Raw genomic sequence first — 21,903 nt, forward strand, 5'->3', positions numbered from 1 at the left:
CGGAACCCCGGCCAACAGGGGCAGGTGATGAGGACAGCAAAATGAGAGCAGTTTCCAAGTCAGCGATACGACGCTGCGCAACCGGAGCCGCGGCTCTGGCCCTTTTGGCGGGATGTGAAGGTCCGCTCGATTATGATCTGCGCGGGCAGGTCGGCGGGTTTTCGACAACTGACGCCGCGCAATCCGCGACAACAAGCCGACCGGCGCCGGATGCACGCGGCGTGATCACCTATCCGACGTATCAGGTCGCCATAGCGCGCCGTGGTGACACAGTGAGGGACGTGGCCGCACGGGTCGGGTTGCCTGAGGGCGAGCTTGCCACCTTCAACGGCCTCAAGCCGACGGACACCCTGCGTGATGGCGAGGTTGTTGCCCTGCCTCGGGCGGTTGGTGCCGCCAGTACAGTGGATATCGCCACGATCGCCGGAACAGCCATTGACGACGCGCCGACGGATGGGTCTGTTCGAACGTCGACACTGGAGCCTGCGCAACCTGCCGCGGCACCAGTCCCGGCCCCAGCTGGCCCAGAACCGATCCGGCACAAGGTCAAGCGGGGTGAAACAGCCTTTACGATCTCAAGGCTTTACGATGTGCCGGTGGACGCGCTTGCCGATTGGAACGGCTTGGATTCAGACTTTACTGTGCGTGAGGGGCAGTTCCTGCTGATCCCGATCAAAAGCCAGCCTGCGCCGCAACAGGTAAGCCAACCGGCAACCAATGTCACGCAGCCGGGGCAGGGGTCGCCGACGCCCACTCCGCCAAGCGCGACGCAACCTTTGCCGGAAGAAGTGATTGCGCCAGCAAAACCTGCGCCTGATGTTACGGCCGAAGCCCCAACCAACCAGAGCAACTCCCTGTTGGGTCTGCCCGTCACGGGGACGATTATCCGTACCTATAGCAAGGGAAAGAACGAGGGCATTGATATCGCGGCGGCACCGGGAACTGCGGTGAAAGCCGCCGAAGCCGGTACGGTGGCCGCGATCACCGCAGACGCTGATCAGGTGCCGATCATCGTTGTGAAGCACAAGAACGACTTGCTAACCGTTTATGCCAATGTCGAAAACATCGCGGTGAAAAAGGGAGGTCGCGTGCGCCGGGGCGAAAAGATTGCTGCATTGCGCGGTGGCGACAATGCTTATGTCCATTTCGAGGTTCGGAAAGGATTCGAGGCCGTCGATCCGGAACCCTACTTGAACTAAAGGGAATGGCCCTGATCGGGCCATACCTCCGGTGGGGATATTTTTAGCCAGATGAAGCGCGGATCACGCTTCGGGGTCGAAGTCGCTTAGTCTTTTGCCGGGCTCGTCGGCAAAGATTTCTGGCAAGGGGTGCACGGATTCGATCAGGTCTACGCGGAAGACACGGAAGCCTGTGCGCAATTCGCACCATGCCGTCAGGGTCCAGACGCGGCCCCAGTATTCCATATGCAGTGGGCGGATCGTGCGTTCTGTCAATACGCCGTCGATGCGGCGGTAGGACAGGAGGAGCTTTTGGCGCGACTTGATGGCGGATCGGATTGGCGCCATATGCGCCAGTCCGCGCGCGGCATCGGCAAAGGGATAAACGGCGAATTTCCAGGCGTCGGCCTCGGCCACGACCTGTGTCGGTAGCACCGCGTCGATCTTGTCGGCGAGAGTTTCGGCGGCGGCTTTCAGATCCGGGTCGGCGGCTTCGGCCACGATCGCCATGCCGAGGTTCAGCGCCTCAAGCTCAGCCGGGGTCAGGTTTAGGGGGGGCAGGGTGATTTGTTCGCGCACCATGTAGCCTACGCCGCGCTCCCCCTCGACCGGGACGCCCGAGGCGACGAGAGTATCCATGTCGCGGTAGATCGTGCGAACCGAAACCTCAAGCCGGTCCGCAATGTCCTGCGCGCGGTGCAGTTTACCGTCGCGCAGAATCTGGATGATGTCGAACAGGCGGTCAGTGCGGCGCATGACACACCGTTTCGACCGCGATCAGGCGGTCATGTTCCATAGCACATTCTCATGGCGCATCTGGATGCTTTCCGGATTGATCGCAGCCATCAGATCCGCGCAAAAGTCCTGCTGCGGGAATTGCGCGGCGGCGTCTTTGGCCGCTTTCATGTCCGTCCAGACCACATAGTCGGTCCACCGGCCATCTTCGCCCTGGCTTAAGTGTCGATGGGTGAAGCCGGGAGCAGACCGGACAAAGCCTTCGGAGGCCCGGCTAAGTTTCACAAACTCTTCCGGCGTGGTGCTATTGGCGAGGCTGAAGGTGACGATTTCTGCAACATGGGTCATTTGAGTCTCCGTTGACCAGGTTTCGATGTCCTCTACCTAGCCGCCTGCAACTGACATAAACCTGTCAGTTGAAAAATGCGAGTCTCAAAAAAACGCGTATGGCGATCAAATTTACTGCCCAAATTGCAAGCCCTGACTTTTGCAATCGGGGATCCGGGCGTAGACACGAACTCAGATCACATTCCCGGCGCAGTGCGCCGATGTACAAGGAGATATGACATGCTCAACAATATCGGCCTTCCCGGTCTTCTGCTGATTGCGGTTGTGGTGCTAGTGCTGTTTGGCCGTGGCAAGATCAGCTCGCTCATGGGTGAAGTGGGCAAGGGTATCACTTCGTTCAAAAAGGGCGTCAAAGAAGGCGCGGATGAGTTGGAGCAGGACGCGTCCGAGCTGGCAAAAGACGTCACGCCCGAGACTGACAAAGACAAGGCATAAGACCAGATGTTTGATCTGGGCTGGACCGAGCTTCTGGTCATTGGCATCGTGGCCCTGATCGTTGTGGGGCCAAAGGACCTGCCTGTGCTGTTCCGCAATGTTGGCCGTTGGGTCGGCAAGGCACGTGGTATGGCGCGCGAATTCAGCAGTGCGATGAACGAGGCCGCAGATCAGGCTGGTGTCAATGAAATCAAAAAGGGGCTGAACGCGGCGACCAATCCGGTTGGCACAGCCATGGACGGCGTGAAAGAAGCCGCACAGGAAATGGCCAAGAGCATGGATCCGACCAAGTTCGACCCCGACAGCGAAACCGGGAAACTGGCGGCTGAACGGGCAGAGCAAGCGAAAAAGATTCAGGCCTCGACCGCGCGCGCGGCTGCCGAACGCAAGGCCAAGGAAGCTGCTGAAGCTTTGGCCAAAGCGGAAGAAGCCGAGGCCGCGCTGAATACCGAAAGCAAGACATGACCAAGACCGACGAGATCGAGGACAGCTCGGCCCCATTGATCGAGCATCTGGCGGAGCTTCGCACGCGGCTTATTCACTGCGTCGTAGCGTTTCTGATTGGCATGATCATCTGTTTTACGGTGGCCACGCCGCTTTTTAACTTCCTGACGCGCCCGTTATGCGATGTTCTGGCCGAACGCGGGCAGGATTGCGGACTAATCTTCATTTCGCCGCAGGAAGGTTTCTTTGTGGCCATCAAGGTCTCGCTGCTTGGCGGGTTCATTCTGGCGTTCCCCTATATCGGGATGCAGATGTGGCGGTTCGTTGCTCCGGGGTTGTATAAATCCGAAAAGAACGCGTTCCTGCCGTTCATGCTGGCCTCGCCCTTCATGTTCCTGCTGGGTGCAAGTTTTGCCTTCTACGTCGTTACGCCGTTGGCCTATGACTTCTTCCTTGGGTTCCAGCAATTCGGGGCCGAAGGTGAGGTGGTGACCGAAGGTGCAACTGCCGCCCCGCTGAGCGTGGTCTTCCAGGGCTCGGCGCAGGAATACCTGAACCTGACGATCAAGTTCATCGTGGCCTTTGGCCTGTGCTTTCAACTGCCGGTTCTGCTGACCCTGATGGGGAAGGCGGGGCTGGTGACGGCCGAAGGCCTGGGATCAGTCCGCAAATACGCCGTGGTCGCCATTCTGGTGCTGGCCGCGCTGGTGACTCCACCGGACGTGATCACTCAGGTCATTTTGTTTGTGGTGGTCTACGGGCTGTATGAAATCTCGATCTTCCTCGTCGCCCGCGTCGAGAAAAAGCGCGAGGAACAGCTGCGCGCCGATGGCTATTACGATGATGATGAAGAAGAGGCGGATGCCGAGATTATTCGCGACGAAGACGGTAAATAACCGCTCTTTGAACTGAAAATCGGGCGCGCCACCGCTAGGCGCGCCTTTTTCTTTTCTGGACCTTGTTGCGCAAGCCGGAACATGGTTTGAAACCGCGACGACAAGACCGGAGGCCCCGATGGACAACCAAGCCCTGAACCGCATTGCTGACGCTCTGGAACGGATGGCCCCTGCACCCTTGGCCGCACCTGATTTCAGTGCGGCCCCGGCATTTGTCTGGCACGTGGACCCCGACCGGCTTGAGCCGGTGACCAAGGTCAACCGGGTTGATCTGGACCTACTGGTTGGGATCAACCGGTCCCGAGACACGTTGCTGGATAATACCCGCCGCTTTGCATCCGGTTTCAAAGCCAACAACGCGCTTTTGTGGGGTGCGCGCGGGATGGGAAAATCCAGCCTTGTCAAAGCGGTCCACGGCACCTTGCAATCGGACCACCCCAACCTGAAACTGGTGGAACTCCAGCGCGAGGATATGGGTTCGGTCGCGCGCCTGCTGAACCATTTGCGCGCCGCGCCGTACCGGTTCATCCTGTTCTGTGACGACCTCTCGTTCAGCCATGATGACCAGCATTACAAATCGCTCAAGGCCGTGTTGGATGGCGGCATCGAAGGCCGCCCGGAAAACGTTGTTTTCTATGCTACTTCGAACCGCCGCCACCTGATGCCAAGGGACATGATCGAAAACGAACGCTCCAGCGCCATCAACCCGTCCGAGGCGGTCGAGGAAAAGGTCTCGCTGTCCGATCGCTTCGGGTTGTGGTTGGGCTTCCACCCCTGTGATCAGGACGAATACCTCGCCATGATCGACCGCTATTGCACCGCCTACGGAGTCACGGTCGACGCTGACACTCTGCGCGCCGAAGCGATCGAATGGCAGGCCACCCGTGGCGCGCGCTCGGGCCGCGTCGCGTGGCAATTCTTCGTCGATCTGGCTGGGCGCGGCGGCACCCAAATAGGCTGATCTGCCCGCTTCATCTGGCTAAAAATATCCCCGCCGGAGGCATGGCCCGAATGGGCCATTCCTAGAGCAGGGCCAATATCCGCGCGGCTTCGTCTGTCGTGGGTGTTAGCGCGGCGCGATCCTCACCGGGGTGGAACCTGGCGCGTACAGCCGTTGGCATAGGCGCAGGCTCAATGATCGAAACGCGCGGACCGGTGCGTTCGGTCTCTGCCGCCCAACTCCGCGCCAACGCGATCTGGGCTGCTTTGGTCGCACCATAAATACCATAGAATTTTTGGCCCGCCTTTGGATCGTCGAAAAACACGGCATGTCCGGTTTCACCCAACAAAGGGGCCACGTATGGGATAAGAACGGACGTTGCCGTCGCGTTGATGCTTGTGGCCTTTGCCCACTCTTTGGGATCTACAAAATGAACGGGCGTCAGCGCCGAGGTGTGGATAGCAGTATGCGCCCACAAATCCACCTTGCCCCAACGGTCATGGATGCTGCGGCACAGGGTGGCCATTGCGTTTGGATCAGCGATATCCATGGGGGCCAGCGTCGCTGAGCCACCTTTGGCCTGAATGCGGTCGTCCAGTTCTTCCAACCCGCCGGTCGTGCGGGCGACGGCAACAATGTGATACTCCGGTGCGAGGGCCTCGGCCAAAGCAGCACCCAGGCCGCGCGAGGCCCCGGTGATAAGGGCGATGTTGGTCTGATCGGTCATGGATGCGGTTTGGACCCCTGGGCGCAAAGCGTCAAGACAGGATTAGCTGCCGGGGATGGCGATCCGCTTGGTTTGGCCGCTTTGTCGCAGCATCACTCCGTCGTCATCAATGGCGACCACGGTGCCCGAGGCAATGCGGCTACCCGGTTTGACCTCTTTCACGCGGCCCGATGACAAGCGCATCAAAGCACGCATATCGGTTTTGGAGCCAAAAATTCCAAGTAAGGAAACTGAGTTCTTTTTTAACGCGCCCTTCTGCGTGGCAGCGCTTTTGACGGTGGCGTTTGACATGAATTGCGGCCGGGGCGCACGGCCCCAACCCCTTGTGTTAAGTGGTTGGTGAGAGGGGGGCTATCAAAGGCGCGGCCGGAACAAAAGGTGCGGTTGGCAGGCCGTTCCGCCACATACCATACCGACCCAGCGAACCCATTGCGAACGCGCCTCCTTCGCCAGAGGGTTGTGCGCGGAAATCAACCAATCGTTCCCTCTCCGGGCATGAAAAATGGCCCGATCGCCTAAGCAACGCGGGCCATTGTCACAACTGATTCGCGATGTAGCTCTTAGCCAGAGGCCAGCTTGGCCGCGTTCCACGACCCGCCCGGTATCTGCATGTCCTCGCGCTTTTTGCTGACCCGAGTGCTGTTTTCCAGCGTGTCTAAATAGTCTTCGCTGACGCTGCCGGTGATGTACTTGCCGTCAAAGCATGAACAGTCAAAGGCCTCGATCTCGGGGTTGCCTTCCTTGGCCGCCCAGATCAGGTCGTCGAGGTGCTGATAGAACAAAGCGTCTGCACCCAACTCCTGCCGAATTTCCTCGATCTCTTTACCGTTGGCGATCAATTCATGCTTGGTGGGCATGTCGATCCCATAGACGTTGGGGTACTTCACCGGAGGCGAGGCGCTGGCGATATAGACCTTTTTTGCACCGGCCTCACGGCACATTTGGACGATCTTTTTGATCGTGTTGCCGCGCACGATGGAATCGTCGATCAGCAGCACGTTATGCCCATCGAACTCCAGCGGAACCGCATTCAGCTTGCGGCGCACGGATTTCTGACGCTCTTCCTGACCGGGCATGATAAAGGTACGCCCGACATAGCGGTTCTTCACCAAACCTTCGCGGTACGGAATGCCCGTGATCTTGGCAGCCTCAAGTGCGACGGGGCGGGCGCTGTCGGGAACAGGGATGATCCGGTCGATCTTAAGCCCTGAGTCCTGAATTTGTTTGGCCAGAGTCTGCCCCATGCGCATCTGGGTCTTGTAAACGGATACGCCATCCAGCAACGAATCCGGACGCGCAAGATACACATATTCAAAGATACAGGGCGTCAGCTTGCCTTCGACGGCCTGGAACTCGTGTTTATTTCCGTCAAGGTCGATTAGGATCGCTTCGCCCGGACGCAGGTCACGCAATTTGCTGAACCCGTTGATCCCAAAAGCAACATCTTCCGAGGCAAAGGCATAGTCATCTCCTTTGCCGCCTTCCTCGCGGATCGCAACGGACAGCGGGCGGATGCCATGCGGGTCACGAAACGCCAACATGCCGACCCCAGCGATCAGGCAAATGACGGAATAGGCACCCTGAACACGTTCCATCGTCATCTTCACACCGGAGAAGATGTTGCGGATCGGATCGGCATTGCCGTTGACTTTGATCGCATCTGCCACTTTGTCGGCCAGAACGTTCAGCAAGATCTCGGAATCTGAGGTCGTGCGCAGGTGGCGGCTGTACTTGCCCGTTACCTTTGCGCGCTGTTGGGCGGTATTGGTGATGTTGCCGTTGTGGACCAGGTAAATGCCGTAGGGGGCGTTCACGAAGAATGGCTGCGCCTCGGACGCGCTGAGCGACCCGGCAGTCGGATAGCGGACGTGGCCAATCCCGACCTTGCCCAGCAGGGTTTCCGCGTCCTTGGCGTTGAACACGTCCTTGACCAAACCGTTGGCCTTTTTCTCGCGAAAGAACTCTCCGGTATAGGTGACGATCCCCGAGGCATCCTGACCCCGGTGCTGCAACATCAGCAGCCCGTCATAGATTTCCGCAAACACATCATGCGTTCTGCTTGCGATCCCCAAAATCCCACACATGTACGGGCTCCAATTTCTATGACGTTTTGACGTGCGACGCGGTTTGGAACGGGCGCATGGGAGTATCTATGCTTTGTACTGCCCGTCTAAACTTAGGGGCAGACGCGCCTGCGTCACGAAGGGTTGGCGCGAAGAAAGACAGATACAGCAAGATCGGTGGCTCCGATTCCATGTCAGTTCGGCTCTCACATAATGCCTTACGGTGCCGGTGTCATCAAAGGATCACATTTGCGATTTGACGCAGGTGGATTTTGTCACAATGAGCATCAAAAGGTGACGTTCGGTGCGGCTTATGCTGTCAATTCCGCAAGAATGATTGTCTGATATAGAAAAATATCGGGCAGGGTTTTGAAACATGTGGCAACACAAACAAGGACAAAAAAAAGAAGAGCCGTCCAAGCGGCGATGCCATCGTTGTCGTGGAATGGGCCGTGCTCCGTGCCCGATTTGCAATGGGGCGGGCGAGGTCGTCAAAAGCCGCGATGTCTATGGAAAACCTATCTACAGCAACTGTACCGGCTGTTTCGGCCTGAAGAACGTCCGCTGTACGGTGTGCGCGGGTGAAGGCTTTACCTGAAGCAAAGTCTCACGGCCAAAGAAAAAGCCCGGTCTGAGCCGGGCTTTTTTGTTATTCGTTCGTTGTTGGTGTCGTCGTTTCTTCGGTCGGAGTAGAGCTTTCGGTGGGGGCTGACCCCTCTGTGCAGCTTGCGACCAGTTCTTCGTATTGCTGGGTGACCCAACCCAAAGCGGCCTCGGGGTTTTGCTCTTCGATCTTTTCCCCGAATTGTTCGAAAACTTTCGCCGAACGGCTTTCATCCACGATGGTATAGGATTGGCCGGTCATGACCGTGTCGTAGACGAAGAACGCGATGGCGACCAACAAGATGCCGCGCGCGATGCCGAAAAAGAACCCAAGCGCCTGATCCAGTCCACCCAGCGCCGAGCGTTGCACGACCGAGGAAAACAGGGGTGCAAATATGCTGACCACGATCAAGGCCACTGCAAATACGGCTGCGAACCCGGTTATCACCGACAATTCGCAACTGTCGCGCAGGAAATCACCAACGACGGGGATCTCTTTGATCAGCGGCACAGCTTGGGGTGCGAAAATAAAGGCAAGCACGGCGGCTGCGACCCAACCCGCAATCGCCAGAATCTCTCTCAAAAGGCCGCGGGAATAGGCCAATAGGCCCGACACCACGACGATCAGGGCAACCACCCCGTCAATAATTGTAAAACCTTCCATGGCCCTCGCCTGTATTTTTTTCAGCCTCTCAAGGCGTTACCTTAACCTGCTCCGAAGGTTTCGCCAACAAACCCCACCAAATCAGAGGGTCGGGTGAGTGTCAGACCTGCCACACTACCAGTTTTGCCACCTGCCGGAGCTATGGCTGATGTGAAACCAAGTTTCTGGGCTTCTTTCAACCTATTTTCAGTTTGAGAGGCTGGCCTAAGTGCCCCGGATAACGAGATTTCCCCGAAGACGACCGTGTCTGCGGGCAGGGCCGTGTCTTCGCGTGCGCTGAGCAATGCGGCTGCAACCGCAAGGTCGGCAGCGGGTTCGCTGACTTTCAGGCCACCGGCCACGTTGAGGTAAACGTCAAGCCCGGTGAAGGGCACACCGCACCGTGCCTCTAGCACGGCCAGGATCATGGCCAGTCGCCCGCTGTCCCAACCCACGACCGTGCGGCGGGGCTGAGAGTGTGGGGAAGGTGCGACAAGTGCTTGTAATTCAACCAAAACAGGGCGCGTACCTTCGATCCCAGCGAATACTGCCGAACCGGGGCTGGGAGCGCCACGTTCGGACAGGAACAGGGCCGAAGGGTTCGTGACCTGAGCCAGACCTTTGCCCGTCATTTCAAACACGCCGATCTCATCTGCAGGGCCGAAACGGTTCTTGACTGCGCGCAGGATACGGAACTGATGACCGCGTTCGCCCTCAAAATACAGCACTGTATCGACCATATGCTCGACGACCCGGGGGCCTGCGATTTGACCCTCTTTCGTGACATGGCCGACCATGATGATCGAAATCCCGTGTCGTTTCGCAAACGTGGTCAATTCATGCGCAGCGGCCCTTACTTGTGAAACCGAGCCGGGGGCGCTGTCGACATTGTCGGCCCACATGGTCTGAATCGAGTCGATAATGGCAAGGCCGGGCTTTTCCGTCTCAAGCGTGGTCAGGATGTTGCGCAGGTTGGTTTCCGCCGCCAGTTGCACTGGTGCGTCTTCTAGCCCAAGGCGACGCGCGCGCATCCGCACCTGCGCGCTGGCTTCTTCGCCGGACACATAAATGGTCTTGACGCCAGCACGCGAGAACCGGGCGGCAGCCTGCAGCAGCAGAGTGGACTTGCCGATTCCGGGGTCACCGCCCACCAGCAAGGCCGAGGCCGGAACAAGGCCACCACCCAGAACACGGTCCAGTTCATCAACCCCACACAGCGTGCGGGGCGGGGGAGTTTCCTCGGTCGACAGGTCCGTGAGTGCGATGGGCTGGCCACGTTTGCCGCCGAGGGATTTTTTTGCAGGGCCAGCCGAAAGGGGTACATCCTGCGCAATCGAGTTCCATTCGCCGCAACTGTCGCATCGCCCGGACCAACGGGAATGGGTGGCACCACAGGCCGAACAAGAAAAAGAAGTCGTCTTCGCCATGCCGTCCTTGGTGCCCGAGGACGGTCAGTTCTTCAAGCCCTTATGGGCTTTCCACTCTGACGGTGGCGGGCGGCGTCCTCAGACCCAATGGGTCATCGACCGCAGCAGGCGCTGACGCGCCTATTCCGCCGCGCGTGGTGGTGACATTGCAATTACGCTGGATGCCGAAGTTTCACGATCTTCGGCCGGCGTCTGTAACTGGGCTGACAGCTCTGGCAGAAGTTCGAACAACTCATCGCGCAGCCGAGCAAGCTGAGACTTGGCAATGGATTCTTCGATCTCGATATCGCGTGTCCACTGACGCAGTTCCTGCTGGATAGTCTGGGCGTCGCCGATCCGCTGCTGGAATTGTTCGATCTCTTCCTGTCGCTGTTGCAGGAACATACGCGCGCGGGAAACTTTGGCATCGCCATAGGTTTCAGCCAGCTCGTGACTGATCTGACTCATCTGTGCGGCCAGTTCCAGGATTTCCGGCTCAAGCGATTGCAGGTCTGGATGGTGGCGCAGAAACGCCATCCGTTCCTTGACCGCATCGAATTCCGAGGACAGTAGAAAGGTATCCCCACGATCAGCCGCATGCGCCAACTGGTACGCGTAAGAGATGTCCTGCATGTTCAGCGAGAACTTCCGATGGGCGTTTTCCAGCGCCATCATTCGCGCATTTGCCGGCAGATAGAACGCCAGCATGAGAATCAGTGCGGTCAGCCCTATCTGTATGAACATACCCGCATCAACATAGGTTCCCGTGCCGAAACCGGCTTGCATGGACAACCATGGCAGTACGCCGAACGCAGAAAGTATTGTCGTTGAAACAGAGAACAGTGCCGCAGCACAAATCAGCAAAAAAGTAAGTCTTAAAAACGCATTCTGAAATTGCAAAGTCATATTATGGAGGGCGGTCATGATAGACGAACTCCTTCTCAAACCGGTACAAACCAGGCCAGAGCGGGATGCAATTAACACACGTAGATTGATCCGCTGCGGACCTGAAACTACTAATTGTTGCTGCTCGAAATATTAAGATGATACCCAGATGAAGGTTTTCAATCAATTAGGTCTGAGGTTTTCGTGAACTGGATGTCATTTCCGTAATGTATCCCAGCGCGAGTGAGGCCAAAATGCAGGCTGTAAACAGGTACAATCCCCATGCAGTTTCGATGGTGGCATAGGAAATGCCCTTGGCCAGAGTGATGTAAAGCGCGATCAGGAAGATGTCGGCCATCGCCAGTTTACCCATGATATTGAGTGCGGGTTGAACGCGGACGTCCAGCAGGTCCCACTGCACCAGAGCCGTTCCAATTGTCTTGATGTAGGGCGCGAACAGGGCAAAGACGGTGACGATCAGCGCCAGGAAGATATCGGATTTCCACAGGGATTGTAGGCCGGTGATGACGCTGATTTCGCTAAGGCCGAAGATGGGTAGGAGTCCCGCTCGCATCAGTGGAGCGAACCACGCGATGGGGTAGAGGATCAGGAGCGAGAGGGTGGCGAGGCGGAGGGTCATTGGCAATCCCGAATAATCCGTATGAATACCTATGAGGCTGCATGAAGGGCTGCAAGTATTTGTTGTCGCAGACAAAGCTTTGGTTAAGGTGTATTTTGACTGGGGTGTTCTTGTGTGGGTTGAAGTGGTTGATCCAGTCATAAAAATACCGAATGGCCCTTCTGCGTTCAGCAAGGGTATTTCTAGTGCCGTAACAGGCGGTGCAAATTCTTTGCTTTCGGAAGGAAGCACCGCTGCAGACAGATCGCCGTTTGATCGCGAACAGCTTCTTGGAGTTCTGCATTTTCGGTTGTACGAAACGGACCGTGCCAGACGCAGAGCAAGTTGGTTCGGAGGGCGAATTTACAACAGTCTCTCTGGCGAAGATCCGGACTATTTCCCGGTTTCAGGAGCTCATTTGATGCAAGCATAGGGTGTTGTCCGAATTCAGGCGCCGGAATTTGTCGTCGCTGGCGGACAATATTTGTTGCGATATGACTATGCCAAACGTGCTTCTGACAAATTGGAGTGTGAACAGCAGGCAAATGTGAGTTAGCGCACCGCCTCAATCGGACCCTCAGCGCTGCCACTAATAAACTGCTCCACATAAGGATCGCCCGAGGCATCCATCTGGCCGACCGGGCCGGTCCACTGGATCACCCCTCCGTGCAACATGGCGACGTTGTCGGCAATCGCGCGGACCGAACTCATGTCGTGGGTAATGGTCATGGCCGTCGCGCCCATCTCGGTCACGATTTCGCGGATCAGGTCGTTGATGACGCCAGACATGATCGGGTCCAGACCGGTGGTTGGTTCGTCAAAGAAAATGATCTCGGGCTCGGCAGCGATGGCGCGGGCGAGGCCCACGCGCTTCTGCATCCCGCCCGACAGTTCAGATGGGAACCGATCGGCCACGTCGGATTTCAGACCGACCCGGCGAAGTTTCTCGATTGCAATCTCGCGCGCATATTCCGGGGGGCGTTTTAACGGGCCGCGCAGCAGGCGGAAGGCCACGTTTTGCCAGACGGGGAGCGAGTCAAACAACGCCGCCCCTTGAAACAACATCCCGAACCGCGCCAGAAACACATCCCGGTCGCCCTTGGTGGCGTCTTTGCCGTCCACATAGATCATGCCACTGTCGGGTTTGATCAGGCCAAGGATACATTTCAGCGCAACGGACTTTCCGGTGCCCGACCCGCCGATGATGACCATCGAGGTGCCCTTGGGGATATCAAGGCTCGTGCCGCGCAGAACCTGATTGGAGCCAAAGGCTTTGTGTACATTTTCCATCCTGATCATACCGAGAAGAACACCCCTGTCAGAATGAAGTTTGCGGCCAGAATCATGATTGCAGCAGATTCGACCGAGGACTTGGTCGCCCGACCGACGCCTTGCGCGCCGCGTCCCGAATTCATGCCGTAGTAGCAGCCCATGATCGCCGCGATCAGGCCAAAAGCCGCCCCTTTGACCAGCGACGAGACAATGTCGCGTGTTTCAAGGAAATTGACCGTGTTTTGCAGATAGGTCGCTGCGTTGAAGCCCAGATTCTCGGTCGCGACGACATACCCTCCGGCGATGCCGATGATATCCCCGATGCCTACCAGCAGGGGCACGGTAATTAGCGCGGCCAGAACGCGGGGCGCTGTTAGGTATTTCATCGGGTGGGTCGACAGCGTAACCAGCGCGTCGATCTGTTCGGTCACCTTCATGGTCGCAATCTCAGCCGCGATGGACGAGGTAACACGGGCGGCGATCATCAGGCCGACCAGAACCGGACCAAGCTCGCGCACCATGCCAATGGCAACGATCTGCGGTACCACGGCCTCGGCGTTGAAACGCGCACCGCCTGCATAGATTTGCAGCGCTAGCGCACCGCCGGTAAAGATGGCGGTCAATCCGACAACGGGCAAAGACAGCCATCCGATATTCATCAGCGCAACGGCAAATTCGCGTGGGTAATAAGGCGGCCTGAAGATGTGTGAGATGGCGTCAATGGAAAACAAGGCCACCTTGCCAAAGGTCGCAAGCAGGGTCAGCACTGCGCGACCAAGACCGCCCAGCATGTCCAGCGCACTCATTCCACGTAGCCTCGGGAATATCGCGCGCCTAGCGATGTGAGGATTTCATATCCGATGGTGCCAGCGGCCTCGGCCAGATCATCGACAGTCTGGTGACCGTTCAGGATACGCATACGCTCGGGGTCATTGGGCAAATCGGTGACATCGACGGTAATCAGGTCCATCGAAATGCGTCCAACGACTGGGCAGGGCTGACCACCGGCGAACGCGTCGATCCCGCCGCCAATCGCCCTGTGCAACCCATCCGCGTATCCCGCCGCGACAGTTGCAATGCGCGACGGCCGCCGGGCCGTCCAACTGTTGCCATAGCCAACCGTTTCTCCGACCGCCAGTTGGCGGACCTGAATGACAGGCAAGTCTACGGTCACCACCGGTTTTGCGTCAGCGAACGGCATTCCACCGTACAAACCGATCCCTGGGCGGCAAAAGTCGAAATGGAATTCGGGGCCAAGCAGCGTTCCCCCAGTGGCCGCCAGTGAACGCGGCGCGGAAATTCCATCGGTCATCTCGCGGAAGGTTCGCAACTGCTGTTGGTTCATGGGGTGGTCAGGTTCGTCCGAGCACGCCAAATGCGACATCACAACAAGCGGTTTCAGCGGTTCGATCCTGGGGCGCAGTTCCGCCCAGTCCGCAGGCTCTAGGCCCAGACGGTTCATGCCGCTGTCCAGTTGAACCCCGAACGCCTGATCGGGCAGGGCCTCGACATGGCGTAGGAACTGCTCGGGTGAATTGATTAAAGGTGTCAGGTCATGGTCGCGCAACAGATCTGTGTCGCCTTCCATATGGCCCGAGAACACGCCGATCATTGGCATAGGCCCGACGGCCTGACGGACGGCGGCCCCTTCTTCCGCGGCCGCCACAAAGAACTTGCGCACGCCTTCATCGGCCAGCGTTGCCGAAACGGGCTCGGCCCCAAGGCCATAAGCGTCGGCCTTGACCACGGCGCCGGTCTCGACATTGGTTTTCGCGTCGAGCGCCTGCCAGTTGCTGGCCAGCGCATGAAGGTTGATCGTCAAACGTGCGGTACTCATGGCTCTGTTCATGACATTGGATCGCGGCAGGTCAAGGGGGTACGGGCCGATTATTGCCTCGATTGACGGGAACTTGGGCGGCATGCGGCCTGTATTTCGAAACGGGCGCGCCAAATTGCCGGTCGAGTTTTCGTTTTTACGGGTGCCCTATTGTGTTTAACTTGTGATCAACAGCGGTCAGCCAGGGGAATCGTTCACTTGGGCTGTGACGGCGGGAAAAGGGCGAACATGATTGAACTTACGTCGGGATACGCCGGTTTTGAGGCGCAGATACCATCGTTTTATGGGGACGTTTTCACAGCCTCCGAAGGAGTGGCCGAAGGTCAGGCTCTGACGTCGTTGGTGCAGGATTTGATGGGGACATTCGAAGACGACGATCTGCGCTGCTATCTGGCAAGCGAAGGTGAAGAGCTTTTGGGATGCATCCTCTTTTCGCGCTTGTTTTACGATGAAGACCCGCGCAACGTCGTTTTGATGTCGCCGGTCGCCGTTAAAACCGATCGCCAGAAAGCAGGGATTGGGCAGAGGCTGATCCGTTTCGCGCTGGACGACCTGAAGGGGCAAGGCGTTGATTTCGCGATAACTTACGGTGATCCTGCCTACTACAGAAAGACAGGGTTCAAACCGATGGCGCAGGATTTCGCCCGTCCACCGCAGACGCTAAGTCAGCCGCACGGATGGATTGGTCAGTCGTTGGCTGAGGGCGACGCGGCCCCTTTCTCTGGTCCGTCGCGCTGCGTTCCCGCGTTTGACAAGCCTGAATTGTGGTAGGTCAGTAGCCTTCGATCTGGCCGTCCTGCTGCCAGGGTTTGACCAGATTGCCGAAGCGGGTGAATTGCGCCTCGAACGACAGTTCGACCGTGCCGATGGGACCATGTCGCTGCTTGCCGACAATGACTTCGGCCTTGCCGTGCAGGCGTTCCATCGCCTGTTTCCACTCTTCCATCTTTTCCAGCTCATGATCGCCGGGCTTTTCGCGTTCCTTATAATATTCCTCGCGGAACACGAACATCACCACGTCGGCATCCTGTTCGATCGAGCCTGATTCCCGCAGGTCTGACAGTTGCGGGCGCTTGTCGTCTCGGCTTTCGACCTGACGGGAAAGCTGAGACAGCGCGATCACCGGGATGTTCAGTTCCTTGGCGATGGCCTTCATGCCCATCGAGATTTCGGCAATTTCGTTGACGCGGTTGTCGGACATGCCCCGACAGAGCTGCAAATAGTCGATCACCAGCAGGTCCAGCCCATGTGTCCGCTTCAACCGCCGCGCGCGGGCGGCAAGTTGTGAGATCGGCAGGGCCGGGGTGTCGTCGATGAAAAGCGGGCAGGCTTCCAACTCCTTCGCGGCGTCCACGAAACGGCGGAATTCGGATTCCGTCATGTCACCCTGACGGATTTTGTGGCTTGAGATTTCGGACGCTTCGGCCAGAACCCGGCCCGCCAACTGCTCGGCGCTCATTTCCAGTGAAAAGAACCCGACCACGCCGCCATCGATTGCGCCTTCGGACCCATCCGATTTGGTGCCGCGCTTGTATGCTTTGGCCACGTTGAACGCCACGTTGGTCGCAAGCGAGGTTTTCCCCATCGACGGACGCCCCGCCAGAATGATCAGGTCGGATGGGTGCAGGCCCCCAAGTTGTTTGTCCAAGTCGGCCAGACCGGTGGAAATCCCTGCCATGCCACCGCCGCGCTGATACGCTTCGTTGGTGACGTTGACGGCTTCTGTGACCGCCTTGAGGAAGGATTGAAATCCCTGTTCGGTCTGGCCCTGCTCGGATAACTGATAAAGCTGTTGCTCGGCCTCGACGATTTGTTCTTTTGGTTCGCTTGATACATCGACCCGCGCCGCCTTGTCTGAAATGTCCCGACCCAGTCGGATCAACTCGCGCCGAATGGCCAGGTCATAGATCATCTGGGCATAATCATGCACGGCAAACGCACTGATCGAGGCGCCCGCCAGTTTGACCAGATAGGCGGGGCCGCCCAATTCCTTCAGGCCCTCATCCTCGGCCATGAAGGATTTCAGCGTGACGGGTGAGGCCAGCGCATTCTTGGCGATGCGGTTGGCGGCGACTTCATAGATGCGGGCGTGGACCGGGTCATAGAAATGCTCGGCCCCGATGATCGAGGCTACCCGGTCATACAGATCATTATTCGTCAGGATCGCGCCCAGAAGCTGCTGCTCGGCCTCGATGGAGTGCGGCATAGTTTCGGCATTCTGAATCTGCGCCGCTGCCTGCTCGATGCTGCTAATCTCGTTCATTTTGTCCCCGCTGCCCGTGCGACAGTTCTAATCAATCCGGCGCCCGTTGGGCCATCTGTAAATCTCTGAAGATAAGTTGCGTATAACTCAGCTTCAGCTTGGGATAAGTTTGGACAACTTTGCCAAAGAACGCTGCGCCGCGCAACATTTAGTGTGCCATCCAGCCGGCGACACTAGATGCAAGCGTCTGGGGGCGATTCTACGCCGAGTTACCCCCAGCTTATGCACAGGTGGATTATCAGCTTTTGTGGGTTTCCTGCCATCCACGCGGATCATTCAGGAAGGCTTCGACCCCATCAAGTGTCTCAGCATCAAAGGCTTTCTGCGCCTTTGCTTCGGCCAGAACATCCCACCAGGTGCACAGGTGATGCAGCTTCACGCCATGGTCGCCCAGGGTTTTCTCGGTCTCGGGGAAGATCCCATAGTAGAAGATTACTGCGGTATGGCCGCAGATGGCACCCGTGTCGCGGATCGCGTCGACGAATGACAGCTTGGAACCTCCATCGGTGGTCAGGTCTTCGACCAGCAAGACGCGCTCTCCCTCAGACATTGCGCCCTCAATCCGGGCATTGCGGCCATAGCCTTTGGGCTTTTTGCGTACATAGGTCATCGGCAGGGCCATGCGCTCGGCCACCATGGCGGCAAACGGGATGCCTGCGGTTTCTCCACCCGCGATGTTGTCAAACGCCTCGAACCCCGCGTCGCGCATCACGGTGACGGTCAGGAAATCCATCAGAGTCGACCGGATACGCGGGTATGAAATCAGCTTGCGGCAGTCGATATAGGTTGGGCTAGGCAGGCCCGAAGCGAGAGTGAACGGCTCACGCGAATTGAAGTGGACGGCTTTGATCTCCAGCAGCATCCGCGCGGTCAGGCGGGCGATTTCGGTGCTGTCGGGGTACGAGCTGGGGATCATGGTGCAAACCTCTGGGCTGAAAACACGTTGCGGGCTGATAGCGCGCCCCGCCACCCAGAGTCGAGAGGGCGGGCAAAAGAAAAGCGGACCCCGCAGATGCGAGGCCCGCCATGGCCCAAAAGGGCCCGAGCGCCAAGGTGGGCTTAGCTGCTCATGTCATAGGCCCGCTCACCGTGTACCGACAGGTCGAGGCCGTTTGTCTCGGTCTCGGCGTCTACGCGAAGCGGGGTGATCAGTGCAACCACCTTGATCAACACAAATGTGACAACTGCCGTAAAGGCACCCACGATAACCAACCCGCCCAACTGTGCGGTCCAAGCGCCAAGGCCAAACACGGCGATCATGATCGTGCCGAAAATGCCTCCGACACCATGCACGGCAAAGACATCCAGCGTGTCGTCGATTTTCAGCACGTTGCGGATGACATTGACGGCCTCTTGGCACAACACACCTGCGACAGCACCGATGATCAGCGCCTGTACCGGGTCGACATAGCCCGAAGCCGGGGTGATTGACGCCAGACCCGCAATCGTGCCGGTCACCAGACCAACCATCGAGGCTTTGCCGTACTTGATCCGCTCGTACAGCGCCCATGTCAGCGAGGCGGTTGCGGCCGAGATATGTGTCACGGTCATCGCCATCGCGGCGCCGCCGTCAGCGGCCAGTTGCGACCCACCGTTGAAGCCGAACCAGCCGACCCACAGCATCGCGGCACCAACCATCACGAATCCGGGGTTGTGCGGCGGCGTCGTGCGGTTAAGGCGGGGACCAAGCACCACGGCAATGATCAACGCGGCCAGACCTGCGGTTTCATGCACCACAATTCCGCCTGCAAAGTCGCGCACGCCGACCTCACCCAGAATACCGCCATCGGTCAGCATGCCGCCGCCCCAGATCCAATGCACCACCGGCGCATAGCACAGCAGCATCCACAGGCCCGAGAAGGTCAGCACGAAGCCAAAACCAACGCGTTCCACATAGGCACCCACGATCAGCGCGGGCGTGATGATGGCAAATGTCATCTGGAACGCGAAGAAAAGAACCTCGGGCAGATTGCCTGAAAGGCTGTCTGCATCGACGCCGTTTAGAAAGGCTTTGCCCAGACCGCCCCACAGGCCCGACCCGCCGTCGCCGAACGCAATCGAGTAGCCCGCGACCAGCCACAGAATGCTCATCAGGCAGGCGATCGAGAAACAGTGCATGAAAACGCTCAGCACGTTACGGGCACGCACAAGGCCGCCATAGAACAGGGCCAGGCCCGGAAGTGTCATGAAAAGGACCAGTGCGGTTGCAACTATGATCCAGGCGGTATCGGCTCCATTCATTGGCCGCTCTCCTCATCAGCATGTGTGGCGGGGCTTGAAGCGGAGGGAGAGCGTGGAAAAAAGAGGCAATGATCGAAAAACCCGCCTATTTTGGGGGCTTTTTGTGAAGTGATGGTTAAATGCGCATCAATTCTGGCAAAATGCCTTATTTTTGGGCGAGTGTGAAAAGCCCAGTTGAAAGCAAGTTCAACGCGTGATCGCGCGCGGCAACGCGAACCTTGTCACGGCCGAGCGCGCCGAATTCGATGGTTTCAACATGCGTTGGCATCCCGCTGGCAGCTAGTCCGAAGCACACGCGCCCTTCGGGTTTGAACTCGGACCCGCCGGGGCCTGCGATACCGGTAGTGGACACGGCTAGTTGCGCCTCGGAATGCTTTAATGCGCCTTCGGCCATTTCGCGGGCGACCTGTTCCGAGACTGCGCCATGGGCGTCCAGCGTCCCGGCGTTAACACCCAGCATCTGTTGCTTGGCGGTGTTGGTGTACGTGACGAAACCGCGGTCAACCACGGCCGAGCTGCCGGGAATGTCGGTCAGCGCTGCGGCCACCATGCCCCCTGTGCAGCTTTCGGCAGTGGCGATCATCACCCCTTGCGCCTTGGCGCGGTCAAGCAGGTCAGTCACGTTCATAGCCCAAGAACTCCATGTGCAAGTCCGGCCAGCAGTATCACACCAATGGCGGCGAATACCCCGGCGATTACATCGTCCAGCATAACGCCCATCGCATCCCCCTTGCGGTCGGCCCAACCAACCGGACCGGGCTTGGTGATGTCGAACAGCCGGAATAGCAGGAAACCAGCAATCCAACCGGGCCAGAGTGCGGTAATGTCGATCCCATGCGCCCATGAGGGGTAGGAAACCGCCCAAAGCGCGATGAACTGGCCCGCGACCTCATCTATAACAATCTCGGACGGATCGTGATCCTCTTGCCCTGCAGTCATCACGCGAGTCGCCCAAAGACCACCCAAGAACGCTGCCAGCGTGGCGATCACCAGCAGGGGAAAGCCGCCCAGCGTATGCAGCAGCCATGCAAGGGGCAGGGCGACCAGCGATCCCCATGTGCCCGGCGCAGGGCGCAGATAGCCCACACCGCAGACCGTTCCGATCAGGCGCGCGGCGGTCATGACTTCACCAGACAGGCGGTGGCAAGCGAGGCGATCCCCTCGCTTCGGCCGGTAAAGCCCAGACGTTCAGATGTGGTCGCTTTGACCGAGACCTGATCGGTCCGTAGGCCCATGATCCGGGCCATTTCCGCGCGCATCGCGCTCGCATGGGGGCCGATCTTGGGGTATTCGCAGACCAGCGTGCAATCCACATTCGAAATTGCGTAACCCATCGTTTCGGCCAATTCGACCGCGTGACGCAGGAAAATCTCGCTGGCCGCGCCCTTCCATTGCGGGTCCGAGGGCGGGAAGTGCTGGCCAATATCACCCTGTGCCAGCGCGCCATAGATCGCATCAGTCACGGCGTGCATTCCCACATCTGCGTCTGAGTGGCCCTGTAGGCCGCGATCATGCGGAACTTTCACGCCGCACAGGATCACATGATCCCCGTCGCCAAACCGATGCACGTCGTACCCGTTGCCCAGTCTTACATCCATATTCGTTCCCAATATGCGTTCAGCCCGGGCAAAATCCTCGGGCCGTGTAATTTTCAAGTTGTCCGCATCACCTGGAACAATCGCCACGTCCAGACCCGCCGCGCGTGCGGCTTCGACATCGTCTGCTGCGCCTCCGGGGTGGGCCGCGTGGGCTGAGACAATCGCACCATAGTGAAAGCCTTGTGGCGTTTGCGCAGCGAACAGGCCGGTTCGGTCCTGTGTTCCCGTAACGAAATGTCCATCTCCGGTCCATAAGGCATCCGTGACGGCAAGCCCCGGAGCGGCAGCAGGGGAATCGTTCAGGGCCGACAGAACACACTGAATAAGATCGGTGGTCACGCAAGGGCGCGCCACATCGTGAATCAGAACATGTTCGATTTCCAAATCGGCCAGCGCGTCCAGTCCGTTGCGCACAGACGCTGCCCTGTCCGACCCACCTGCGGCGAGGATCAGGTTCGTTCTTTCAAACTCGCTCCAGGCGGGTTGATCGCCCTCGGACAGGACAAGAACGATGTGGTCGACCTGACCCTGGAAGCGGTCAATCGTCCAGTCCGCGACGCGACGCCCTGCAAGTGGTCGCCACTGTTTTGGAATATCCCCTCCAACGCGCGTTCCGCGTCCTGCGGCGACGATGATAGCGGCGGTGGTCATGGGGCGGTCACTCCGGTGATTTGAGCGCAATGTTTAGGGTGCGGTGAATGCAGAGGCAATCACCCGCGTAACCGTGCCTAAAAAATAGGCACGTGATGATTTTCCGGGCTTTTGCCCCC

25 protein-coding genes are annotated in these 21,903 nt (G+C 58.4%); 7 read left to right on the forward strand and 18 right to left on the reverse strand.

The window, feature by feature from the left end:
* Nucleotides 1-41: 41 nt before the first annotated feature.
* Complete coding sequence (locus GOV87_RS07480) at nt 42-1,199, forward strand: M23 family metallopeptidase (protein WP_171211344.1); 1,158 nt, start codon at nt 42-44, stop codon at nt 1,197-1,199.
* A gap of 63 nt (nt 1,200-1,262) precedes the next feature.
* Here GOV87_RS07480 and GOV87_RS07485 read toward each other — a convergent pair whose 3' ends face one another.
* Together GOV87_RS07485 and GOV87_RS07490 are read right to left on the reverse strand one after the other, a co-directional pair.
* Complete coding sequence (locus tag GOV87_RS07485; protein ID WP_171211345.1) at nt 1,263-1,934, reverse strand: YafY family protein; 672 nt, start codon at nt 1,932-1,934, stop codon at nt 1,263-1,265.
* Nucleotides 1,935-1,955: 21 nt separating this feature from the next.
* On the reverse strand, nt 1,956-2,261 hold the full coding sequence (locus GOV87_RS07490) for a hypothetical protein (protein ID WP_171211346.1): 306 nt from the start codon (nt 2,259-2,261) through the stop codon (nt 1,956-1,958).
* 219 nt (nt 2,262-2,480) lie between these two features.
* Here GOV87_RS07490 and GOV87_RS07495 point away from each other — a divergent pair, with 219 nt between their 5' ends.
* From GOV87_RS07495 to GOV87_RS07510, 4 genes are all read left to right on the forward strand, one after another.
* Nucleotides 2,481-2,696, forward strand: coding sequence for a twin-arginine translocase TatA/TatE family subunit (locus tag GOV87_RS07495; RefSeq protein ID WP_039531114.1), 216 nt, complete (start codon nt 2,481-2,483; stop codon nt 2,694-2,696).
* Nucleotides 2,697-2,702: 6 nt separating this feature from the next.
* Nucleotides 2,703-3,161, forward strand: a complete 459-nt coding sequence (gene tatB, locus GOV87_RS07500) for a Sec-independent protein translocase protein TatB (protein WP_171121623.1) — start codon at nt 2,703-2,705, stop codon at nt 3,159-3,161.
* Nucleotides 3,158-4,036 (forward strand): twin-arginine translocase subunit TatC, encoded by an 879-nt coding sequence (tatC, locus tag GOV87_RS07505; RefSeq protein WP_171121622.1) that lies wholly within the window; start codon nt 3,158-3,160, stop codon nt 4,034-4,036. Before tatB ends, tatC begins: the two co-directional genes overlap by 4 nt.
* A 118-nt stretch (nt 4,037-4,154) precedes the next feature.
* Nucleotides 4,155-4,997, forward strand: coding sequence for an ATP-binding protein (locus tag GOV87_RS07510; protein ID WP_171211347.1), 843 nt, complete (start codon nt 4,155-4,157; stop codon nt 4,995-4,997).
* 61 nt (nt 4,998-5,058) lie between these two features.
* Here GOV87_RS07510 and GOV87_RS07515 read toward each other — a convergent pair whose 3' ends face one another.
* From GOV87_RS07515 to GOV87_RS07545, 7 genes are all read right to left on the reverse strand, one after another.
* Nucleotides 5,059-5,703, reverse strand: coding sequence for an SDR family oxidoreductase (locus tag GOV87_RS07515; RefSeq protein ID WP_171211348.1), 645 nt, complete (start codon nt 5,701-5,703; stop codon nt 5,059-5,061).
* A gap of 42 nt (nt 5,704-5,745) precedes the next feature.
* Nucleotides 5,746-5,994 carry a hypothetical protein gene (locus GOV87_RS07520; protein ID WP_171211349.1) on the reverse strand — a complete coding sequence of 83 codons (249 nt, stop codon included), beginning with the start codon at nt 5,992-5,994 and terminating at the stop codon, nt 5,746-5,748.
* A 269-nt stretch (nt 5,995-6,263) separates the two neighbouring features.
* Nucleotides 6,264-7,787, reverse strand: a complete 1,524-nt coding sequence (gene purF / locus GOV87_RS07525; protein ID WP_171211350.1) for an amidophosphoribosyltransferase — start codon at nt 7,785-7,787, stop codon at nt 6,264-6,266.
* Nucleotides 7,788-8,415: 628 nt separating this feature from the next.
* Entirely contained in the window at nt 8,416-9,033 is a 618-nt protein-coding gene (locus GOV87_RS07530) for a CvpA family protein (protein WP_171121617.1), read from the reverse strand.
* Nucleotides 9,034-9,074: 41 nt separating this feature from the next.
* Nucleotides 9,075-10,439, reverse strand: coding sequence for a DNA repair protein RadA (gene radA, locus GOV87_RS07535; protein ID WP_171211351.1), 1,365 nt, complete (start codon nt 10,437-10,439; stop codon nt 9,075-9,077).
* A 120-nt stretch (nt 10,440-10,559) separates the two neighbouring features.
* On the reverse strand, nt 10,560-11,204 hold the full coding sequence (locus GOV87_RS07540; RefSeq protein ID WP_254429118.1) for a DNA repair protein: 645 nt from the start codon (nt 11,202-11,204) through the stop codon (nt 10,560-10,562).
* A 286-nt stretch (nt 11,205-11,490) separates the two neighbouring features.
* A complete protein-coding gene (locus GOV87_RS07545; RefSeq protein WP_171211353.1) occupies nt 11,491-11,943 on the reverse strand; it encodes a paraquat-inducible protein A in 453 nt (150 codons plus the stop codon).
* Nucleotides 11,944-11,974: 31 nt separating this feature from the next.
* Here GOV87_RS07545 and GOV87_RS07550 point away from each other — a divergent pair, with 31 nt between their 5' ends.
* Complete coding sequence (locus tag GOV87_RS07550) at nt 11,975-12,355, forward strand: hypothetical protein (RefSeq protein ID WP_171211354.1); 381 nt, start codon at nt 11,975-11,977, stop codon at nt 12,353-12,355.
* A 119-nt stretch (nt 12,356-12,474) separates the two neighbouring features.
* Here GOV87_RS07550 and GOV87_RS07555 read toward each other — a convergent pair whose 3' ends face one another.
* The 3 genes from GOV87_RS07555 to alr are packed head-to-tail and all read right to left on the reverse strand — an operon-like array spanning nt 12,475 to nt 15,031.
* Complete coding sequence (locus tag GOV87_RS07555; RefSeq protein ID WP_171211355.1) at nt 12,475-13,221, reverse strand: ABC transporter ATP-binding protein; 747 nt, start codon at nt 13,219-13,221, stop codon at nt 12,475-12,477.
* Nucleotides 13,218-14,000 (reverse strand): ABC transporter permease, encoded by a 783-nt coding sequence (locus tag GOV87_RS07560; protein WP_171121612.1) that lies wholly within the window; start codon nt 13,998-14,000, stop codon nt 13,218-13,220. Before GOV87_RS07560 ends, GOV87_RS07555 begins: the two co-directional genes overlap by 4 nt.
* Entirely contained in the window at nt 13,997-15,031 is a 1,035-nt protein-coding gene (alr, locus tag GOV87_RS07565) for an alanine racemase (protein ID WP_171211356.1), read from the reverse strand. Before alr ends, GOV87_RS07560 begins: the two co-directional genes overlap by 4 nt.
* A 228-nt stretch (nt 15,032-15,259) precedes the next feature.
* On the opposite strand from alr, the gene GOV87_RS07570 reads away from it, so the two are divergent.
* The gene (locus tag GOV87_RS07570) at nt 15,260-15,802 is read left to right on the forward strand and encodes a GNAT family N-acetyltransferase (RefSeq protein ID WP_171211357.1); all 543 of its coding nucleotides are present in this window, start codon (nt 15,260-15,262) and stop codon (nt 15,800-15,802) included.
* A 1-nt stretch (nt 15,803) separates the two neighbouring features.
* On the opposite strand, the gene GOV87_RS07575 is transcribed toward GOV87_RS07570, so the two are convergent.
* The 6 genes from GOV87_RS07575 to GOV87_RS07600 all read right to left on the reverse strand — a co-directional run bounded on the left by GOV87_RS07575 (nt 15,804) and on the right by GOV87_RS07600 (nt 21,784).
* A complete protein-coding gene (locus GOV87_RS07575) occupies nt 15,804-17,294 on the reverse strand; it encodes a replicative DNA helicase (protein WP_171211358.1) in 1,491 nt (496 codons plus the stop codon).
* Between the two features lie 238 nt (nt 17,295-17,532).
* Nucleotides 17,533-18,210, reverse strand: a complete 678-nt coding sequence (locus tag GOV87_RS07580) for an orotate phosphoribosyltransferase (protein WP_171211359.1) — start codon at nt 18,208-18,210, stop codon at nt 17,533-17,535.
* A gap of 143 nt (nt 18,211-18,353) precedes the next feature.
* On the reverse strand, nt 18,354-19,535 hold the full coding sequence (locus GOV87_RS07585; protein ID WP_171211360.1) for an ammonium transporter: 1,182 nt from the start codon (nt 19,533-19,535) through the stop codon (nt 18,354-18,356).
* Nucleotides 19,536-19,680: 145 nt separating this feature from the next.
* The gene (locus tag GOV87_RS07590; RefSeq protein ID WP_171211361.1) at nt 19,681-20,163 is read right to left on the reverse strand and encodes a CinA family protein; all 483 of its coding nucleotides are present in this window, start codon (nt 20,161-20,163) and stop codon (nt 19,681-19,683) included.
* A complete protein-coding gene (locus GOV87_RS07595) occupies nt 20,160-20,657 on the reverse strand; it encodes a phosphatidylglycerophosphatase A (RefSeq protein ID WP_171124788.1) in 498 nt (165 codons plus the stop codon). The genes GOV87_RS07590 and GOV87_RS07595 overlap by 4 nt, the downstream gene beginning before the upstream one ends.
* A complete protein-coding gene (locus tag GOV87_RS07600; RefSeq protein ID WP_171211362.1) occupies nt 20,654-21,784 on the reverse strand; it encodes a bifunctional 2-C-methyl-D-erythritol 4-phosphate cytidylyltransferase/2-C-methyl-D-erythritol 2,4-cyclodiphosphate synthase in 1,131 nt (376 codons plus the stop codon). The genes GOV87_RS07595 and GOV87_RS07600 overlap by 4 nt, the downstream gene beginning before the upstream one ends.
* Nucleotides 21,785-21,903: the final 119 nt, after the last annotated feature.

Source organism: Ruegeria sp. HKCCA5426 (genome assembly GCF_013034585.1).
In the GTDB taxonomy this organism is placed as follows: Bacteria; Pseudomonadota; Alphaproteobacteria; order Rhodobacterales; family Rhodobacteraceae; genus Ruegeria.

Coding starts and splice junctions, on each gene's coding strand:
- GOV87_RS07480 (WP_171211344.1), top strand. CDS start 42: ATGAGAGCAGTTTCCAAGTCAGCGATACGACGCTGCGCAACCGGAGCC.
- GOV87_RS07485 (WP_171211345.1), bottom strand. CDS start 1,934: ATGCGCCGCACTGACCGCCTGTTCGACATCATCCAGATTCTGCGCGAC.
- GOV87_RS07490 (WP_171211346.1), bottom strand. CDS start 2,261: ATGACCCATGTTGCAGAAATCGTCACCTTCAGCCTCGCCAATAGCACC.
- GOV87_RS07495 (WP_039531114.1), top strand. CDS start 2,481: ATGCTCAACAATATCGGCCTTCCCGGTCTTCTGCTGATTGCGGTTGTG.
- tatB (WP_171121623.1), top strand. CDS start 2,703: ATGTTTGATCTGGGCTGGACCGAGCTTCTGGTCATTGGCATCGTGGCC.
- tatC (WP_171121622.1), top strand. CDS start 3,158: ATGACCAAGACCGACGAGATCGAGGACAGCTCGGCCCCATTGATCGAG.
- GOV87_RS07510 (WP_171211347.1), top strand. CDS start 4,155: ATGGACAACCAAGCCCTGAACCGCATTGCTGACGCTCTGGAACGGATG.
- GOV87_RS07515 (WP_171211348.1), bottom strand. CDS start 5,703: ATGACCGATCAGACCAACATCGCCCTTATCACCGGGGCCTCGCGCGGC.
- GOV87_RS07520 (WP_171211349.1), bottom strand. CDS start 5,994: ATGTCAAACGCCACCGTCAAAAGCGCTGCCACGCAGAAGGGCGCGTTA.
- purF (WP_171211350.1), bottom strand. CDS start 7,787: ATGTGTGGGATTTTGGGGATCGCAAGCAGAACGCATGATGTGTTTGCG.
- GOV87_RS07530 (WP_171121617.1), bottom strand. CDS start 9,033: ATGGAAGGTTTTACAATTATTGACGGGGTGGTTGCCCTGATCGTCGTG.
- radA (WP_171211351.1), bottom strand. CDS start 10,439: ATGGCGAAGACGACTTCTTTTTCTTGTTCGGCCTGTGGTGCCACCCAT.
- GOV87_RS07540 (WP_254429118.1), bottom strand. CDS start 11,204: ATGCAAGCCGGTTTCGGCACGGGAACCTATGTTGATGCGGGTATGTTC.
- GOV87_RS07545 (WP_171211353.1), bottom strand. CDS start 11,943: ATGACCCTCCGCCTCGCCACCCTCTCGCTCCTGATCCTCTACCCCATC.
- GOV87_RS07550 (WP_171211354.1), top strand. CDS start 11,975: ATGAGGCTGCATGAAGGGCTGCAAGTATTTGTTGTCGCAGACAAAGCT.
- GOV87_RS07555 (WP_171211355.1), bottom strand. CDS start 13,221: ATGATCAGGATGGAAAATGTACACAAAGCCTTTGGCTCCAATCAGGTT.
- GOV87_RS07560 (WP_171121612.1), bottom strand. CDS start 14,000: ATGAGTGCGCTGGACATGCTGGGCGGTCTTGGTCGCGCAGTGCTGACC.
- alr (WP_171211356.1), bottom strand. CDS start 15,031: ATGAGTACCGCACGTTTGACGATCAACCTTCATGCGCTGGCCAGCAAC.
- GOV87_RS07570 (WP_171211357.1), top strand. CDS start 15,260: ATGATTGAACTTACGTCGGGATACGCCGGTTTTGAGGCGCAGATACCA.
- GOV87_RS07575 (WP_171211358.1), bottom strand. CDS start 17,294: ATGAACGAGATTAGCAGCATCGAGCAGGCAGCGGCGCAGATTCAGAAT.
- GOV87_RS07580 (WP_171211359.1), bottom strand. CDS start 18,210: ATGATCCCCAGCTCGTACCCCGACAGCACCGAAATCGCCCGCCTGACC.
- GOV87_RS07585 (WP_171211360.1), bottom strand. CDS start 19,535: ATGAATGGAGCCGATACCGCCTGGATCATAGTTGCAACCGCACTGGTC.
- GOV87_RS07590 (WP_171211361.1), bottom strand. CDS start 20,163: ATGAACGTGACTGACCTGCTTGACCGCGCCAAGGCGCAAGGGGTGATG.
- GOV87_RS07595 (WP_171124788.1), bottom strand. CDS start 20,657: ATGACCGCCGCGCGCCTGATCGGAACGGTCTGCGGTGTGGGCTATCTG.
- GOV87_RS07600 (WP_171211362.1), bottom strand. CDS start 21,784: ATGACCACCGCCGCTATCATCGTCGCCGCAGGACGCGGAACGCGCGTT.